The organism is Pseudomonas emilianonis (assembly GCF_023072625.1).
Lineage (GTDB): Bacteria > Pseudomonadota > Gammaproteobacteria > Pseudomonadales > Pseudomonadaceae > Aquipseudomonas > Aquipseudomonas paraveronii.
In genome coordinates this window covers 1-15,881 of record NZ_JAKNRV010000097.1, presented here as the reverse complement: position 1 = coordinate 15,881, position 15,881 = coordinate 1, and the positions used below count along the sequence as shown (strand labels likewise).

At 61.7% G+C, this 15,881-nt stretch carries 16 protein-coding genes and 2 pseudogenes; 7 read left to right on the top strand and 11 right to left on the bottom strand.

Going from position 1 to position 15,881, the window contains the following annotated elements:
- A partial coding sequence (locus tag L9Z73_RS12605) for an ATP-binding protein (RefSeq protein WP_247401396.1) occupies positions 1-978 on the top strand: 978 nt, incomplete at its 5' end.
- A gap of 31 nt (positions 979-1,009) precedes the next feature.
- Entirely contained in the window at positions 1,010-1,285 is a 276-nt protein-coding gene (locus L9Z73_RS12600) for a peptidylprolyl isomerase (RefSeq protein WP_247401393.1), read from the top strand.
- A 119-nt stretch (positions 1,286-1,404) separates the two neighbouring features.
- Here L9Z73_RS12600 and L9Z73_RS12595 read toward each other — a convergent pair whose 3' ends face one another.
- The 8 genes from L9Z73_RS12595 to L9Z73_RS12560 all read right to left on the bottom strand — a co-directional run bounded on the left by L9Z73_RS12595 (position 1,405) and on the right by L9Z73_RS12560 (position 8,009).
- A complete protein-coding gene (locus L9Z73_RS12595) occupies positions 1,405-2,313 on the bottom strand; it encodes a sugar kinase (protein ID WP_247401389.1) in 909 nt (302 codons plus the stop codon).
- Positions 2,314-2,430: 117 nt separating this feature from the next.
- Positions 2,431-3,639 (bottom strand): amino acid deaminase, encoded by a 1,209-nt coding sequence (locus L9Z73_RS12590; protein ID WP_247401383.1) that lies wholly within the window; start codon positions 3,637-3,639, stop codon positions 2,431-2,433.
- 9 nt (positions 3,640-3,648) lie between these two features.
- Entirely contained in the window at positions 3,649-4,413 is a 765-nt protein-coding gene (locus tag L9Z73_RS12585; protein WP_247401380.1) for an IclR family transcriptional regulator, read from the bottom strand.
- Between the two features lie 166 nt (positions 4,414-4,579).
- The gene (locus tag L9Z73_RS12580) at positions 4,580-4,969 is read right to left on the bottom strand and encodes a RidA family protein (RefSeq protein ID WP_247401378.1); all 390 of its coding nucleotides are present in this window, start codon (positions 4,967-4,969) and stop codon (positions 4,580-4,582) included.
- Positions 4,970-4,992: 23 nt separating this feature from the next.
- A complete protein-coding gene (locus tag L9Z73_RS12575) occupies positions 4,993-5,775 on the bottom strand; it encodes an amino acid ABC transporter ATP-binding protein (RefSeq protein ID WP_247401375.1) in 783 nt (260 codons plus the stop codon).
- Positions 5,772-6,434, bottom strand: coding sequence for an amino acid ABC transporter permease (locus tag L9Z73_RS12570; protein ID WP_247401372.1), 663 nt, complete (start codon positions 6,432-6,434; stop codon positions 5,772-5,774). The genes L9Z73_RS12575 and L9Z73_RS12570 overlap by 4 nt, the downstream gene beginning before the upstream one ends.
- A gap of 11 nt (positions 6,435-6,445) precedes the next feature.
- Positions 6,446-7,108, bottom strand: coding sequence for an amino acid ABC transporter permease (locus L9Z73_RS12565; protein ID WP_247401364.1), 663 nt, complete (start codon positions 7,106-7,108; stop codon positions 6,446-6,448).
- A gap of 52 nt (positions 7,109-7,160) precedes the next feature.
- Entirely contained in the window at positions 7,161-8,009 is an 849-nt protein-coding gene (locus tag L9Z73_RS12560) for a transporter substrate-binding domain-containing protein (RefSeq protein ID WP_247401362.1), read from the bottom strand.
- Between the two features lie 374 nt (positions 8,010-8,383).
- Between L9Z73_RS12560 and L9Z73_RS12555 the strand changes: the two genes are divergently transcribed.
- Positions 8,384-8,704 (top strand): thioredoxin family protein, encoded by a 321-nt coding sequence (locus tag L9Z73_RS12555; protein ID WP_247401301.1) that lies wholly within the window; start codon positions 8,384-8,386, stop codon positions 8,702-8,704.
- 44 nt (positions 8,705-8,748) lie between these two features.
- On the opposite strand, the pseudogene L9Z73_RS12550 reads toward L9Z73_RS12555, so the two are convergent.
- The 3 genes and pseudogenes from L9Z73_RS12550 to rpiB form a co-directional block, all read right to left on the bottom strand.
- Positions 8,749-10,044: pseudogene (locus L9Z73_RS12550) on the bottom strand (TerC family protein); the annotation flags it as partial.
- A 289-nt stretch (positions 10,045-10,333) separates the two neighbouring features.
- Positions 10,334-11,314: a sugar-binding transcriptional regulator gene (locus tag L9Z73_RS12545; protein ID WP_247401298.1), complete on the bottom strand. Its 981-nt coding sequence runs from the start codon at positions 11,312-11,314 to the stop codon at positions 10,334-10,336.
- A gap of 63 nt (positions 11,315-11,377) precedes the next feature.
- Positions 11,378-11,839 (bottom strand): ribose 5-phosphate isomerase B, encoded by a 462-nt coding sequence (rpiB, locus tag L9Z73_RS12540; protein ID WP_247401295.1) that lies wholly within the window; start codon positions 11,837-11,839, stop codon positions 11,378-11,380.
- Between the two features lie 283 nt (positions 11,840-12,122).
- Between rpiB and L9Z73_RS12535 the strand changes: the two genes are divergently transcribed.
- The 4 genes and pseudogenes from L9Z73_RS12535 to L9Z73_RS12520 form a co-directional block, all read left to right on the top strand.
- Positions 12,123-13,610, top strand: coding sequence for a sugar ABC transporter ATP-binding protein (locus L9Z73_RS12535; protein WP_247401279.1), 1,488 nt, complete (start codon positions 12,123-12,125; stop codon positions 13,608-13,610).
- Positions 13,607-14,584, top strand: coding sequence for an ABC transporter permease (locus L9Z73_RS12530; protein WP_247401276.1), 978 nt, complete (start codon positions 13,607-13,609; stop codon positions 14,582-14,584). Before L9Z73_RS12535 ends, L9Z73_RS12530 begins: the two co-directional genes overlap by 4 nt.
- Positions 14,585-14,621: 37 nt before the next feature.
- The gene (locus tag L9Z73_RS12525) at positions 14,622-15,629 is read left to right on the top strand and encodes a substrate-binding domain-containing protein (RefSeq protein WP_247401261.1); all 1,008 of its coding nucleotides are present in this window, start codon (positions 14,622-14,624) and stop codon (positions 15,627-15,629) included.
- A gap of 160 nt (positions 15,630-15,789) precedes the next feature.
- A pseudogene (locus L9Z73_RS12520) lies at positions 15,790-15,881 on the top strand (short-chain dehydrogenase); the annotation flags it as partial.

The window sequence follows — 15,881 nt, the reverse complement described above, 5'->3', positions numbered from 1 at the left end:
GCCCTCACCCACCGCCTGCTCGCGTTCTCGCGGCGCCAGTCGCTGGACCGCCGCCCGCTCGATCCGAACCAGTTGGTGGCCTCGCTGGAAGACTTGTTCCGGCGCACCAAGGGCGCGCACATCACGCTCAAGGTACAACTGGGCAACGATATCTGGCCGGTGAACACCGACGCCAGCCAGTTGGAAAACGCCCTGCTCAACCTGGTGATCAACGCCCGGGATGCCATGCCCGAAGGTGGCGAACTGCTGATCGAAACCGCCAACAGCTACCTGGACGGCACCGACATCACCACGCTGGAACCGGTCAAGGCCGGTGATTACGTGATGCTCGGCGTGTGCGACAACGGCACCGGCATGGCGCCGAAAATCCTGGCCAAGGCCTTCGATCCGTTTTTCACCACCAAACCTATCGGCCAGGGCACCGGCCTCGGGCTGTCGATGATCTATGGCTTCGCCCAGCAATCCGGCGGCCATGTGACCCTCCACAGCGAACCGGGCCAGGGCACCTGCGTGCGCTTGTATTTGCCACGCCTGCACGGCACCGCCCTGGAAAGCAGCCTGCCGACCAGCCTCAGTGAGGCGCCGGTGGCCCTGGCCGGAGAGGCTGTGGTGGTGGTCGAGGACGACCCGGCCGTGCGCATGCTGGTGGTGAATGTACTCGATGAACTGGGCTACACCGCGCACCAGGCAGCGGATGCGCGCACGGCCTTGCCGCTGCTGGAATCGGACTTGCGCGTGGACCTGCTGGTGACCGATGTTGGCCTGCCGGGCATGAACGGCCGGCAACTGGCGGAAATCGCCCGCCAGCATCGCCCGGGCCTGCGCATCTTGTTCATGACCGGTTATGCGCAAAAAGCCACCGAACGCCAGGGCCTTCTGGAGGACGGCATGGACATGGTCGCCAAGCCGTTTTCCATCGACCTGCTCGCCACCAAAATTCGCAGCATGATCAGCGTCGATGATTCAGTTAAGGCATAATCGCGCGCCGTCGCACACTTGGTAGAGAACCATGAAAGCCCAAGCCCGTCATATCCTGGTGAAAACCAGCGAAGAAGCCGAACAGCTCAAGCAGCGCATCGCCAAGGGCGAAGCGTTTGATGTGCTGGCCAAGAAGTACTCCACCTGCCCGTCCGGCAAGCGCGGCGGGGATCTGGGCGAGATTCGGCCGGGGCAGATGGTCGGCGTGATTGATGCGGTGATTTTCAAGAAGCCGCTGCGGGTGGTGCATGGGCCGGTCAAGAGCAAGTTTGGGTATCACTTGGTGCAGGTGTTTTATCGGGATTGAGGGGTTGGTTTTAGACCGCTATCGGGGGCAAGCCCCCTCCCACAGTGAGCGCATTTCATCGGGAAGAATGCGCTCAACTGTGGGAGGGGGCTTGCCCCCGATCCGCCGCAGGCGGCCATTCACCCCCGAGGAATCAACGCCCCCGACACCTGAATAACCCGGCTCGCCAACCGATGCCCAGCCAAGGCCGCCTCTTGCGGCGAGCCGCCCTTGAGCCGACTGGCCAGGTACGCCGCACTGAACGAGTCCCCCGCCGCCGTGGTGTCTACCACCGTCTCGACCTTCAACGCCGGCACGGCAAAGCGCTGGCCTGCGCAACGAATCAAACAGTCCTCGGCACCGCGCTTGAGCACGACTTCCGCAACTGCCGGATACGCCGCGAACACCTGCTCGCTGTCGGTATAACCAAACAACGCGCACTCGTCATCCTCGGTCAGCAAGGCCATATCCACTTCGGCCAAGACCTTGTGATAGGCCGCGCGCGCAGCCTCGACACTGGCCCACAAACGCGGTCGGTAGTTGTTGTCGAACACCACCCGACCGCCGCGCCGACGGGTTTCGATCAAGGCGTGCAACAAACGCTCACGCCCGACTTCCCCCAGCACCGCCAGGGTGATGCCGCTGAAATACACCACGTCATAGCCCGGTAACGCCGCCAAAATCGGTGCAGCGGCGGCCGTGGTGAAGCAGTCGCGCACGGCCGCTTCGTTGCGCCAGTAGAGGAATTTGCGCTCGCCATTGGCGTCGGTCTGGATGCAGTACAAACCCGGCAACCGCCCGGGGAGGCGCTGGACCATGTCTAGGCCAAGGTCTTCGGAGGTCCACTGTTGGCACATGGCATCGCTGAAGCTGTCATCGCCCAGGGCGGTGACGTAGTCGACGCTGCCGAGCGCCCCCAGCTCGCGGCGTAGGTACACCGCGGCGTTCAGGGTGTCGCCGCCGAAGCTCTGGTGCAGGCTGCCGTCGGCGCGGTGTTGCAGTTCGATCATGCATTCACCGATGAGGGCGATGCGGGGGGTGGTGTTCATGCCTGTTGTCTCCGGTGCGGCTGATGGCCCCTTCGCGGGCAAGCCCGCTCCCACCTTTGAATGTGTTCGCACACCCAAAGGTCGCAGCGGGTTTGCTCACGATAGAGGCGACGCGGTCTAGAAGCAGGTATGCAGGGACTCGATCACCTGAAGTTGCTCATCCACCAGGCAGCCGACCTGCCACTTGTCGAAGGTCAGGCACGGGTGGGAAGTCCCGAAGGAAATGATGTCACCGATGCGCAGTTCAACCCCCGGTGCGACGCTCATGAACGCGTGTTGGTCCATCACCGCTGTGACCTTGCACGCGCTTATGTCATCGCCTTGCGCCGGCACAATCCCGGCCTTGTAGCGCTTGAGCGGCACCGGCAAACCAGCGTCGTAAGCCACATCGCGTTTGCCCAGGGCGATCACCGCGAAGCCAGGCTCAGGCAACGATTGCACATGGGCCCAGACTTCCAGCGCCGGGCGCAGGCCTTCATTGAGGTCGCTACGCCGGTCGAGCACGCAGCATTGCGCGTCTTTGTAGATGCCGTGGTCATGGGCTACATAGCTGCCGGGACGTAGCACGCTGAGGAAACGACCGGCGGCGTTTTGCGTTTCGAAGGACTCGGCGATCAAGTCATACCAGGCCGATCCCGACGCGGTGATGATCGGCTTGGCCAGGTCGAACGAGCCATTGTTCTGCAGGTCCACGGCCAGGCGCACCAGGCTCGCGGCGAATTCGCGGATGCCGCTGATCGCATGCTCGCCGTGGATCACGCCTTCGTAGCCTTCGATACCGGTCAGCACCAACGCCGGCTGGGCCTTGATCGCCTTGGCCAGGTCGCGCACTGCCTGCTCGCTGCGGCAACCACAACGGCCACCGACCACGCCGTACTCGATCATCACGTTCAGGTGCAGGCCACGGGCGGCGAAGAACAGGCCCAGGTCGGCGACGTTGTCCGGGTGGTCGACCAGGCAGTGAAAGTCAAAGTCCGCGTCGGCCAGCAAGTCGGCGATCAACGCCATGTTCGGCGCACCCACCAGTTGGTTGGCCATCAACACACGGCGCACGCCACCGACATAGGCGGCGCGGGTCTGTACCGCGCTGGCCAGGGTGATGCCCCAGGCACCGGCGGCGATCTGGCGCTGGAACAGGGCCGGCATCATGCTGGTCTTGCCATGGGGCGCAAGCTCGGCGCCGCTGTTGCTGACAAAGGCCTGCATCCAGCGAATGTTGTGTTCGAGGGCGTCGCGGTGCAGCACCAGGGCCGGCAGGCTGACGTCACGGACCAGATGGGCGCCGACAGCGGCGGCGCCTTTTGCAACGGCGTTGATGGCAGACATGAACAGCTCCTATTCGTTGATGCGACGGGCCAGGTTGTTGGCGCTTTCGATCAACACCCGGCGGTAGTCATTGTAGTTTTGACTGGCATCGGCGCGGGGGGCGACGATGCACAGGGTCGCAATGCTCACGCCCTGCGCGTCCCGGACCGGGGCGGCAAAGCAATGGGTAAAGGTGTCGGCCACGCTGTCGAAGGAAAAGAAGCCCTCGGTGCTGGCCTGACGGATCTGCGCGAGGAAGGTCTCCAGCGGCAAGCGCTGGCCGTCCGGCAGGATGAAGTCGTCAGGGTCGATCAGGTCGACGATCTGCTGGTCGCTCAAGTGCCCCAGTAACAGGCGCCCGGACGCGGTCCACGGGATCGGTGCGTTTTCGCCGATGTCCGAGGAAATCCGGAAATGCCGCTCGCCTTCACGCATCAGCGCCACCGTGTATTTTCGCCCGTTGAGCAGGCACATCTGCGCGGTTTCGTGGGTCTGGCTGACGATCGCCTGCAAGGCATGGTCGGCCTCGCGGGTCAGGTCGAAATGGCGCAGGTGCGCCTGGCCGAGGAAGTACAGCTGGCGGCCGAGGTAGACATGCCCGTCCTTGCCCACGGTTTCCAGGATGCGGCGTTCCAGTAAGGAAGCGACCAACTCGTAGACCGTGGACTTGGGGCTGCCGATGCCGCTGGCAATATCATTCGGGCGCAGGGGCTGGCCGATTTCCTTGAGGAAGTCGAGGATGTCGAATGCACGGTCCAGGCCTTTGGCGCGGCGTTTGATGGTGTCTTCGGTCATGGGAGTTTCGGTCCGCTGAAAGGTGTGTGCTGCACGGTGATCCCTTGTGGGAGGGGGCTTGCCCCCGATGGCGGTGTGCCAGTAGACACATCTGTTGCTGATACACCGCTATCGGGGGCAAGCCCCCTCCCACATTGGATTTGATGTGGTCTTGAGATGCGGGCATTTAGCCCTTTTTCTTGTAGGCCACGCAATCGATCTCGACCTTGCAATCCACCATCATGTTGGCCTGCACGCAGGCGCGCGCCGGGGCGTGTTCGGGGGTGAAGTATTCGCCGAAGACTTTGTTGAAGCTCCAGAAGTCCCGCGGGTCTTCCAGCCAGACGCCGACGCGCACCACGTCTTTCAATGCGTAGCCGGCCTCTTCGAGAATCGCCACCACGTTGCGCATCGTCTGGCGAGTTTGCTCGACGATGCCACCGTTGATGATTTCACCGTCCACCGCCGGCACCTGGCCCGAGACGTAGAGCCAGCCGTCCGCTTCCACCGCGCGGGCGAAAGGTCGTGGCTGGCCACCACCGGCGGTGCTGCCGGTGCCGTAACGCGTAATGCTCATAAATAGTGCTCCTTGACTGACAGTTAAAAACGAATGTTCTTCAGGAATTCCGCCAGGCGCGGCGACTGCGGGCGTTCGAAGATGTCCTTCGCCGAGCCCTGCTCTTCAATGCGGCCCTGGTTCATGAAGACGATTTTGTCCGAGACTTCGTAGGCAAAGCGCATCTCATGCGTCACCAACAACATGGTCATGCCCTCTTCCGCCAGGCCCTTGATCACGCTGAGCACTTCGCCCACCAGTTCGGGGTCGAGGGCCGAGGTGACTTCGTCGAACAGCATCAGGCTCGGGTTCATCGCAATCGCACGGGCGATGGCCACGCGCTGTTGCTGACCGCCGGACAACTGGCCGGGGAAGTGATTGCGGCGCTCCAAGAGTCCTACACGGTCCAACCATTTTTCCGCCAAAGCCACGGCTTCGTCCTTAGGCATTTTCTTAACTTTCAACAAGCCCAAGGTGACGTTCTGCAGCGCCGTCAGGTGCGGGAACAGGTTGAACTGCTGGAATGCCATGCCGGTCATGGCGCGGTGCTGGGCGATCACCCGCTCCGGGTGGCGCACGCGCTTGCCGGCGATGTCGCTGTAGCCGATGGACTCGCCGTCCAGGGTGATCTGCCCGCCCTGGAATTCTTCCAGCAGGTTGACGCAGCGCAGCAGCGTGGTCTTGCCCGAGCCGCTGGAGCCGATCAACGTCACCACGTTGCCGCGCTGCATGGACAGGTCGACGCCCTTGAGCACCTCCACCGGGCCGTATTGTTTACGCAGGCCGCGAATGTCCAGCAGCGGTTGGGTTGTTTGAGGTTGGTTCATGGCAAGGCCACCCGCTTTTCAATGTAGCGCCCGAATAACTCGATGGCGTAGTTGATGACAAAAAACAAAAAACCGGCGAACAGGTAGAACTCCAGGGTCATGAAGGTGCGCGCGATCACCTGCTGGGTGCTGAGCAGCAACTCGGCGACGCCGATCACCGAGAGCAGGGTCGAGGCCTTGACGATTTCCGTGGAGGAATTGACCCAGGTCGGCAGGATCTGCCGCAACGCCTGGGGTAGCAGCACGTAGCCCAGGGTCTGGTAGAACGTCAGGCCAATCGCCTTGCCCGCTTCCATTTGCCCACGGGGAATGGCTTGCAGCGCGCCGCGCACGATCTCCGCGACGTGGGAGCCGCAGAACAGCGTCAGCCCGACCGCACCGGCCTGGAACGCGCTGATCTGCCAACCGAGCGCCGGCAGCATGTAGAAACACGCCAGCACCAGCACAAACACCGGCGTGCCACGGATCAGGTCGACATACAGCCGAAACGGCGCGCGCATCCAGAATCTGCCGTAGGTCAGGACCAACCCGGCGACGATGCCGATCAGGGTGCCGAAGATAATCGCCAGCGCCGAGACATAGACGCTGGCCTGAAACCCCGCCCAGAGGGTGTCCCGGGCGATCCACAACTCATGCAGCCAGCTGGGGGATTGGTACATGCGAGCCTCTTCTAACGACGGATCGCCAGACGCTGTTCCAGGTAACGGAGCAGCATGGCAATCAGGTAACAGGCAGCCACGTAGAGCGCGGTCGTGACCAGCCAGGTTTCAATCACCCGGTAGCTTTCGACGTTGATCTTGCGGGCGTAATAAGTCAGCTCCGGCACCGCGATCGCGGCCGCCAGCGAGGTGTCCTTGAACAGCGAAATGAAGTTGTTCGACAGCGCCGGCAGTACGTTGCGCAGCATCACCGGCACGGTGATATAGGCGCGGATGCGCCACTCGCCGAGGCCGATGGCCAGCCCGGCTTCGCGCAAGCCCTTGGGAATATTCAACAGCCCGGCGCGGAACACTTCGGTCAGGTAGGCGCCGGCGTACAGCGACAGGGTGATGATGAACGAAGGGATCTTGTCCAGGCGGATGCCCAGGCTCGGCAGCGCAAAGTAGATCAACAGGATCAGCACCAGGATCGGCGTATTGCGCACCACCGTCACATACACCGAGGCCAACATGCGCAACGCGCGGTGTCTGGACAGCATGGCAAACGCCATCAGCAGGCCGATCACGCAACCGATGGCGATCGACAGCAGCGCCAGCTCGAGGCCCAGCCACAACCCCGCCAGCAAGGTGTCGAAGTCGCGCCACACGGCGGCAAAGTTCAACTGATAGTTCATGGTCGACAGTACCTGATGGGGACGCCGTTCGCGGCGCCCCGGTTTTCACGAATCACTTGAACTCGACGGGGAAACCGATCGCAGGCTCCGGCAGGTCGACACCGAACCATTGCTTGAACGAGGCCTTGTAGGTGGGGAATTCCACACCGGTCATGGCTTCATGCAGCGCGGTATTGACGAAATTCAGCCAATCCTGGTCGCCGCGCTTGACCGCGCACGCGTAGGTTTGCGGGCTCCAGGCGTAGGCCGGGCTGCGGTAGCGGCCAGGGTTCTGCACCATCAGGTATTTGACCGAAGACTGGTCGGTAGCGGCGGCATCGGCGCGGCCGGAGTTCACCGCCTGGTACATCAGGTCAACGCTGTCGTACTGGTCGACCTTGGCCTTGGGCAGCGCCTGGTGCACCAGTTCTTCGGCGTACACGTTTTGCAGCACGGCCACGGTGACGCCGTCGCCAGCGGCTTGCAGGTCTTCAATTTCCTTGTATTTGCTGTTGTTCGGCAGCAGCAGGCCGACGCCTTCGCGGTAGTACGGCAGGGTAAACGCCACCTGCTGCGCTCGACTGGCGGTGACGGTAATGAACTGGCAACTCATGTCGACCTTATCGGTCAGCAGGTTGGGAATCCGTGCGTCGGACGACTGCACCACAAACTCGACCTTGCTTGGGTCGTTGAACAAGCCCTTGGCTACAATGCGACCGATGTCGATATCGAACCCCTGCAACTTGCCATCCGCTCCCTGGAAGTGCCACGGCGCATTGGTACTGCCTGTACCCACGACCAGATGCCCACGCTTGAGCACATCATCGAGCTTGCTGCCCGCCGCCTGCACGGTGCTTGCGAGGGAAGCCGATGCGGCGAAGAGAAAAACACACGCTTTGAACACGGAAGGTCGGTGATGCATGACAAGCACTCCAGGAGTTGTGTATTCCGCTATACCGGAACTTGGTATGTAACAACGGAATAGACAGCAGAAAGTGTGCCATACGCAGTAATGGAAAAATACGCCTTGAATAAATTCGTTTTAAATCAGTGACATACATATTGATGCGGCATAAGGCGTAATGCGAGTAACGGCAATCCCTTTGCTACCCAAGGCCCCACACCCCGTGACACGTCCACATGAGCGCACCGCCCTGGCGTTACCGTGCACCTTTATCGCGCTCCCACACCTTGAACCGGCGTTGGCAGGTGTGTGCGTGACCTGTGAAGATTGACAGTAGACGTAGGTGATCTCCCCACCTAGCGTAAGCACATGAGCAACCGGGAGAAGCCCCCATGAACTATGTCAACGCCGTGGTTGAGGACAAGGCTGCGTTTGAACGGGAACTGAATACCCCGCAGCCTGTGTTTGTCGTGTTCATCTCACATGGCTGCAGCGCATGCAGTGACGCGATGCCGCGGTTCCTGCAAATCAGCGAGCGTTACAAGGGCCAGGTCAAAGTCTTGATCCTTGACTGCATCAACACGCCCAAACATCCGCGTGTCGACCGCATCCCGATGCTGCTGATCTACCGCGACCAGGTACTGCTCGACGCCCTGCCCGGCCTTCGCGAAGACGCGCTGGAAAAAGCCTTCGAGCAGTACACCCGAGCCTAGGCGGTTACGCCGGTGGCAAAGGCACCCGGAAAACCTGCATGCCCCGTGGCATCCGGCAATTCACCGGCGATGGACTCAAGGATGTCGGTCATGCTCAACACGCCGATGAAATCACCGCGCTCGTTGATCACGAAGGCGATGTGGGTCGAGGCCTGGCGCATCTGCTCCAGGGCGTTGAGGATCGAGCAGCTCTGCAGCAGATTGATCGCCCGGCGCGCCAGGTGCTCAAGGTTCAGTTCGTTGCCGGCCAGGTATTCCTTGAGCAACTCCTTTTTTTGTACAAAACCTAATGGCTCATCGACAGCGCCGTTGCGGATCAACGGCAGCCGCGAGTAGGACGAACGCATCAGTTTCAGGCGGATAGTGTCGGGATCGTCCGCCAAGTCGATAAAGTCGACCTTGGCCCGTGGCGTCATCAAGGTGCGGATCGGCCGTTCGGCCAGTTGCAGCACTCCGCTGATCATCACCCGCTCACGTCGATCAAACAGCGGGCCCTGAGTCACATCCGGCTCACCCAACAGGTCGGCCACCTCTTCGCCCACCTCTTCCTCTGCCAGGCTGCGACCGCCGAGCAAGCGCATCACCGCATGGGCGGTGCGCTCGCGCACGGGCAATACGCCTTGTGCTGCCTTCTTACGCCGAGCCCGGGCAATCTGGTTGAACACCTCGATCAGGATCGAGAAACCAATCGCCGCGTACAGGTAACCCTTCGGAATGTGGAAGCCCAGGCCTTCGGCGGTCAGGGCGAAACCGATCATCATCAAGAAGCCCAGGCACAGCATGATCACCGTCGGGTGCGCGTTGACGAAACGGGTCAGCGGCTTGCTCGCGACAATCATCAGGCCGATGGAAATGATCACCGCGATCATCATCACCGCCAGCTCATCGACCATGCCCACGGCGGTAATCACCGCGTCGAGGGAGAACACCGCGTCGAGCACCACGATCTGCGCGACGATTGGCCAGAACATCGCATAGGCCACATTGCCCGAGCGTTGCGCCACATGGCCTTCAAGGCGTTCATGCAATTCCATGGTGGCCTTGAACAACAGGAACACACCGCCAAACAGCATGATCAGGTCACGCCCGGAGAAGCTCTTGTCGAACACCTCGAACAACGGCTGGGTGAGGGTCACCAACCAGGAAATACTCGCCAGCAAGCCCAGGCGCATCAGCAAAGCCAGGGACAACCCGATCAACCGCGCACGGTCGCGCTGCTCCGGCGGCAACTTGTCCGCCAGGATCGCGATAAACACCAGGTTGTCGATGCCCAGCACCAGTTCCAACACAATCAACGTCAACAGGCCGAGCCAGGCCGTGGGGTCCGCTAACCATTCCATTTATAGAGTCTCTTTATCGGTGTTCAGAATGCCGGGCACGGCAAAGCGCGGTCAGGGGACCGGGACAGGGTTAGCAGTTGGAATACGGGGTGCTTCAGCGGGAACAGCAACAGCGGTTGTCTTGGGGAAAGACGACTGGGAGGCTCCAAGAGGGCGTTCATGCAAGTCCTGAATTAACAAAAGGACTTGAATCCTACAGTCGAAACACAAATTCCCTACAACACAAAACTATTACAAAACCTGTCCCCAAAGCCCACACACCCCCTCCCACACTTTAACCCGTGGCGTGTCAGGCTTTACGGGTCGCTTCATCCAGCGCCAATATGGTATGAGCATTAGTCACCGTGGTCGCGAGGGTATTGATCACCCCCGACCGCAACGCCCCCAGCGTCGCCGCCGCCTTGGTGTTCTCACTGGCAATCGCCACCACATCCGGAATCCGGAACAACTCCTGCACCGTCAGCCCGATCACCCGCCCCTGAATGGCGTTGACCGCCGGCTGCCCGTGGATATCGATAAAGTCATAACCCATCATGTCGCCCACCGTGCCGGACAACCGCGCTTGGGCAATCTCCTGGGGCGAGAACCAGCCCATACGCACCATATTGCTGTTCTCGCTCATGTCGCCGATACCAATCAGCGCAATGTCCGCCCGCCGCGCGCGATCCAGGGTCGAGCGCACCGTGTCGTTATTGATCAGCACGCCACGCAGTTCCGGGTTGGCCACCAGGGCCGGCGCGTACAGACTTTCACTCTCGCCGCCAAAGCGCAGGGCCAGGCGCCGGCAGATATGGTCGGGGTTCATGTATTCGCCGGCCTTGAGCGAACCGCCGATGGCGCAGACAAATGTGCAATTGCGCGTCACCGGCAGGAACACGTTATCAGCCACCGCGCCAACGTTACGGCCCATGCCCACGGCGACGATCATGCCGTCGCTCAACGTCTTGTTCAGGTAATTGGCCACCAGGCTGGCGACGGCCGAGCGCTGGGTGTCGGGGTCGCTGTGGTCGACGGCGATCAGCGCGCGGTCGAGCTTGAAGCGCTCCACCAGGGCACGTTCCAGCTCATTGTTCATCGCCGGGTGCTGCAACACGCGCACTTCGACAATGCCCTCGTCGCGCGCACGTTTGAGCAGGCGACTGACTTTTGCCCGCGACAGGTCAAAGCGCTTGGCGATGGCTTCCTGAGTGACGTTCTCGAGGTAATAGAGCATCGCCACTTCGGTCATCTGATCGATATCACTGGCCATGCGCTGGGTACTGTCACTCATGGGGACGGGCTTCCGTTTCGGCGTCAAAGGCGCATTCTCCCGACTCTTGCCCCGCCACGTCTACTACTGATGCCCATCGCGCTCAATCGCATTGATGCGCTCGACCTTGGCCCCGGAACGCGCCGCCTCGAACTCTGACGCGAGGAACGCGGTGACGATGCTCTTGGCCAGCTCCGCGCCGATCACCCGCGCGCCGATGGACAGGATCTGCGCATCGTTGCTCTTGCGCGCACGCTCCGCCGAGTACGTGTCATGGGCCTGGGCCGCGCGAATCCCCAGCACCTTGTTCGCCGAGATGGCCATGCCGATCCCGGTGCCGCACACCAGTACCCCCAGGCGCTGCTGCCCGGCATTGATGGCATTGGCCACGGCCAGGGCGATATCCGGATAAAGCACTGGCGCGGTGGAATGGGTGCCGAAGTCGGTCACCGGGTGACCCAGCGCCTCGATATGGCGCTTTAACAACTCTTTGAGCTCAAAACCCGCTTCATCGCATCCGATAGCCACCGGGAAAGGTGTGTTCATGGCGTCTGGCTCCGCTGCCGAGGTCGTGCTTATGACCGATCATATGATCAGTCAGTGAAATATCGTTCAGGCATTTCGCGGGCAACCACCCCCCTATGTCAAGCATGATTTAACTGACTCGGCAGTCAAAGCCGTCTAAAAAGGCGTTATTGAGGCTAACGATGAGAATCACAGCTTTTACATGAAAGAGATTGACTGATCAGAATTTCATTTGATACACATATGCTCAAAGCGAAACATGACTGTGCGACCTAATAAGAATTCACAGCACGAGGACACGCCGATGGCCACGCCATTACTGCTCCAGGCTGAACACGTCGCCAAGGCTTACGCCGGTATCCCTGCCCTGCGTGACGGGCGCCTCTCTCTGCGGGCTGGCAGCGTCCACGCGCTGTGCGGCGGCAATGGCGCGGGCAAGTCGACGTTTCTGAGCATCCTGATGGGCATCACCGCGCGTGACGCCGGTACCATTCTGCTCAACGGCACAGCGGTGCAGTTCAACCGCCCGAGTGAAGCCCTGGCGTCGGGGATCGCGATGATCACCCAAGAGCTGGAACCCATCCCCTACATGAGCGTCGCCGAAAATATCTGGCTGGGCCGCGAACCGCGCCGCGCCGGCTGCATCGTCGACAACAAGGCGCTGAACCGGCGCACCCGCGAGCTGCTCGAAAGCCTGGAGTTCGACGTCGACGCCAGCAGCCCGATGCATCGCCTCAGCGTGGCGCAAATCCAACTGGTGGAAATCGCCAAGGCATTCAGTCATGACTGCCAGGTGATGATCATGGACGAACCCACCTCGGCCATCGGCGAGCACGAAGCGCAGACGTTGTTCAAGGCAATCCGCCGCCTCACCGCCCGTGGCGCCGGCATCGTGTATGTGTCGCACCGCTTGAGCGAACTGGCGCAGATCGCCGATGACTACAGCATCTTCCGCGACGGCGCCTTCGTGGAAAGCGGGCGCATGGCGGATATCGACCGCGACCATTTGGTGCGCGGCATCGTCGGCCAGGAACTGACGCGCATCGACCACAAGGTCGGCCGCGAGTGCGCCGCCGCCACCTGCCTGCAGGTCGACAACCTGAGCCGCAAAGGCGAGTTCCACGACATCAGCCTGCAACTGCGCCAGGGCGAGATCCTCGGCATCTATGGCCTGATGGGCTCGGGGCGCAGTGAGTTCCTCAATTGCATTTATGGGCTGACGGTGGCCGATTCCGGCAGCGTCACCCTGCAAGGCAAACCCATGCCGATCGGGCTGCCCAAGGCGACCATCGATGCCGGTATGTCGCTGGTCACCGAAGACCGCAAAGACAGCGGCCTGGTGCTGAGCAGCAGCATTCTGTCAAACATTGCGCTGTCGGCCTACAAACGCCTGTCGAGCTGGTCGTTGATCAATGCACGCAAGGAAACCCAATTGGCCCAGGACATGGTCAAGCGCCTGCAGATCAAGACCACCTCCCTGGAGCTGCCCGTGGCCTCCATGAGCGGCGGCAACCAGCAGAAAGTCGTGCTCGCCAAATGCCTGTCGACCGAACCGGTGTGCCTGCTGTGCGATGAGCCCACTCGCGGCATCGACGAAGGCGCCAAGCAGGAGATCTACCACCTGCTCGACCAGTTCGTGCGTGCCGGCGGCGCCGCCATCGTGGTGTCGTCGGAAGCGCCGGAACTGTTGCACTTAAGCGATCGCATCGCTGTATTCAAAGGCGGCCGACTGGTGACCATCAGCACCGACACCGCTCTTTCCCAGGAAGCCTTGCTGAGTCTTGCCTCATGAACGCCAAAACCCTTGCCTCCCCCCTCACCGCCACGCCGCGTCACCGCCTGCGTTTGTCCCTGGACCGCTTCGGCCTGCCGCTGGTGTTTATCCTGCTGTGCGTGGTGATGGCGTTTTCCAGCGAATACTTCATGACCTGGCGCAACTGGATGGACATCCTGCGCCAGACCTCCATCAACGGCATCCTCGCCGTGGGCATGACCTACGTGATTCTGACCAAGGGCATCGACCTGTCCGTGGGTTCGATCCTGGCGTTTGCCGGGCTGTGCAGCGCCATGGTCGCGACCCAGGGTTACGGCCTGCTGGCGGCGGTGAGCGCCGGGATGTTCGCCGGGGCGATGCTCGGCGTGGTGAATGGCTTCATGGTCGCCAACCTGTCGATCCCGCCGTTCGTGGCCACCCTCGGCATGCTCAGCATTGCGCGGGGCATGACCTTCATCCTCAACGACGGCAGCCCGATCACCGACCTGCCCGACGCGTACCTGGCGCTGGGTATCGGCAAGATCGGCCCGATCGGCATCCCGATCATCATCTTTGCCGTGGTCGCGCTGATCTTCTGGATGGTGCTGCGCTACACCACCTACGGCCGCTATGTGTACGCGGTAGGCGGCAATGAAAAAAGCGCGCGCACCTCCGGCATCGGCGTGCGCAAGGTGATGTTTTCGGTGTACGTGGTCTCGGGCCTGCTCGCAGGGCTGGCCGGCGTGGTGTTGTCGGCGCGCACCACTTCCGCCCTGCCCCAGGCCGGGGCGTCCTACGAGCTGGACGCGATTGCCGCCGTGGTCATCGGCGGCACCAGCCTGTCGGGCGGCACCGGCAGCATTGTCGGCACGCTGTTCGGCGCGCTGCTGATTGGTGTGATCAACAACGGGCTGAACCTGCTCGGCGTGTCGTCCTATTACCAGCAGGTCGCCAAGGGCCTGATTATCGTGTTTGCAGTACTGATCGACGTGTGGCGCAAGAAAAAACGCTAGAGAACGACCCTACTACAACAATAACGGAGTTCCCCTCATGAAACTTGGTACCACCCTGGCCGCCGTGGCGGCCCTCTCCCTGCTCGCCAGCAGTATCGCCCTGGCCGCCGACGGCAAGACCTACAAGGTCGGCGCAGCCGTCTACGGCCTCAAGGGTCAGTTCATGCAGAACTGGGTCCGCGAGCTCAAGGAACACCCGGCGGTCAAGGACGGCACCGTGCAATTGACCGTGTTCGACGGCAACTACGACGCCCTGACGCAGAACAACCAGATCGAAAACATGGTGACCCAGCACTACGACGCGATTCTGTTCGTGCCCATCGACACCAAGGCGGGCGTCGGCACCGTGAAGCAGGCCATGAGCAGCGACGTGGTGGTGATCGCGTCCAATACAAAAGTCGCCGACGCCGCCGTGCCTTACGTGGGCAACGATGACGTGGAAGGCGGCCGCCTGCAGGCCCAGGCCATGGTCGACAAGCTCAACGGCAAGGGCAACGTGGTGATCATCCAGGGCCCGATCGGCCAGTCGGCACAGATCGACCGGGAAAAAGGCGAGCTGGAAGTGCTCGGCAAGCACCCCGACATCAAGATCATCGAGAAAAAAACCGCCAACTGGGACCGCGCCCAGGCCCTGGCGCTGACCGAAGACTGGCTCAACGCTCACCCCAAAGGCATCAACGGCGTGATTGCGCAGAACGACGACATGGCCCTCGGCGCCGTGCAGGCCCTGAAATCCCACGGACTGACATCCAAGGACGTGCCCGTCACCTCGATCGACGGCATGCCGGATGCAATCCAGGCAGCGAAGAAAGACGAAGTCACCACCTTCCTCCAGGACGCCCAGGCCCAGTCCCAAGGCGCATTGGACGTGGCGTTGCGCGCCCTCGCCGGCAAGGACTACAAGCCGCAATCGGTGATCTGGGAGCGCTATGCCAAGGACGTGAAATGGGCCGACGGCACCGCCAAGACCTACATCCTGCCGTGGGTACCGGTGACCAACGCCAACGCCGACGCGCTGTACCAACAAGTCAGCGGCGGCAAGTAGTCATTGGCTTGAAATACAGTCAAATGTGGGAGCAAGTGTGGGAGGGGGCTTGCCCCCGATAGCGGTGTAACAGTGATAGATCAGGTGACTGACACACCGCCATCGGGAGCAAGCCCCCTCCCACATTGAATCTCCAGTGCTATTGAAAGAGGAGTCATGCATGTCTGGATTCTGGAACCAAGCCTTCGACCTCAGCGGCCGTTGCGCGGTGATCACCGGCGGCGCTGCCGGCATCGGCCTGGCCTGCGCCAG

Bases quoted from the DNA above. Each gene is read 5' to 3' on its own strand.
- L9Z73_RS12570 (WP_247401372.1), bottom strand. From the start codon at position 6,434: ATGTACCAATCCCCCAGCTGGCTGCATGAGTTGTGGATCGCCCGGGAC.
- L9Z73_RS12565 (WP_247401364.1), bottom strand. From the start codon at position 7,108: ATGAACTATCAGTTGAACTTTGCCGCCGTGTGGCGCGACTTCGACACC.
- L9Z73_RS12600 (WP_247401393.1), top strand. From the start codon at position 1,010: ATGAAAGCCCAAGCCCGTCATATCCTGGTGAAAACCAGCGAAGAAGCC.
- rpiB (WP_247401295.1), bottom strand. From the start codon at position 11,839: ATGAACACACCTTTCCCGGTGGCTATCGGATGCGATGAAGCGGGTTTT.
- L9Z73_RS12530 (WP_247401276.1), top strand. From the start codon at position 13,607: ATGAACGCCAAAACCCTTGCCTCCCCCCTCACCGCCACGCCGCGTCAC.
- L9Z73_RS12525 (WP_247401261.1), top strand. From the start codon at position 14,622: ATGAAACTTGGTACCACCCTGGCCGCCGTGGCGGCCCTCTCCCTGCTC.
- L9Z73_RS12585 (WP_247401380.1), bottom strand. From the start codon at position 4,413: ATGACCGAAGACACCATCAAACGCCGCGCCAAAGGCCTGGACCGTGCA.
- L9Z73_RS12555 (WP_247401301.1), top strand. From the start codon at position 8,384: ATGAACTATGTCAACGCCGTGGTTGAGGACAAGGCTGCGTTTGAACGG.
- L9Z73_RS12535 (WP_247401279.1), top strand. From the start codon at position 12,123: ATGGCCACGCCATTACTGCTCCAGGCTGAACACGTCGCCAAGGCTTAC.
- L9Z73_RS12575 (WP_247401375.1), bottom strand. From the start codon at position 5,775: ATGAACCAACCTCAAACAACCCAACCGCTGCTGGACATTCGCGGCCTG.
- L9Z73_RS12560 (WP_247401362.1), bottom strand. From the start codon at position 8,009: ATGCATCACCGACCTTCCGTGTTCAAAGCGTGTGTTTTTCTCTTCGCC.
- L9Z73_RS12580 (WP_247401378.1), bottom strand. From the start codon at position 4,969: ATGAGCATTACGCGTTACGGCACCGGCAGCACCGCCGGTGGTGGCCAG.
- L9Z73_RS12590 (WP_247401383.1), bottom strand. From the start codon at position 3,639: ATGTCTGCCATCAACGCCGTTGCAAAAGGCGCCGCCGCTGTCGGCGCC.
- L9Z73_RS12545 (WP_247401298.1), bottom strand. From the start codon at position 11,314: ATGAGTGACAGTACCCAGCGCATGGCCAGTGATATCGATCAGATGACC.
- L9Z73_RS12595 (WP_247401389.1), bottom strand. From the start codon at position 2,313: ATGAACACCACCCCCCGCATCGCCCTCATCGGTGAATGCATGATCGAA.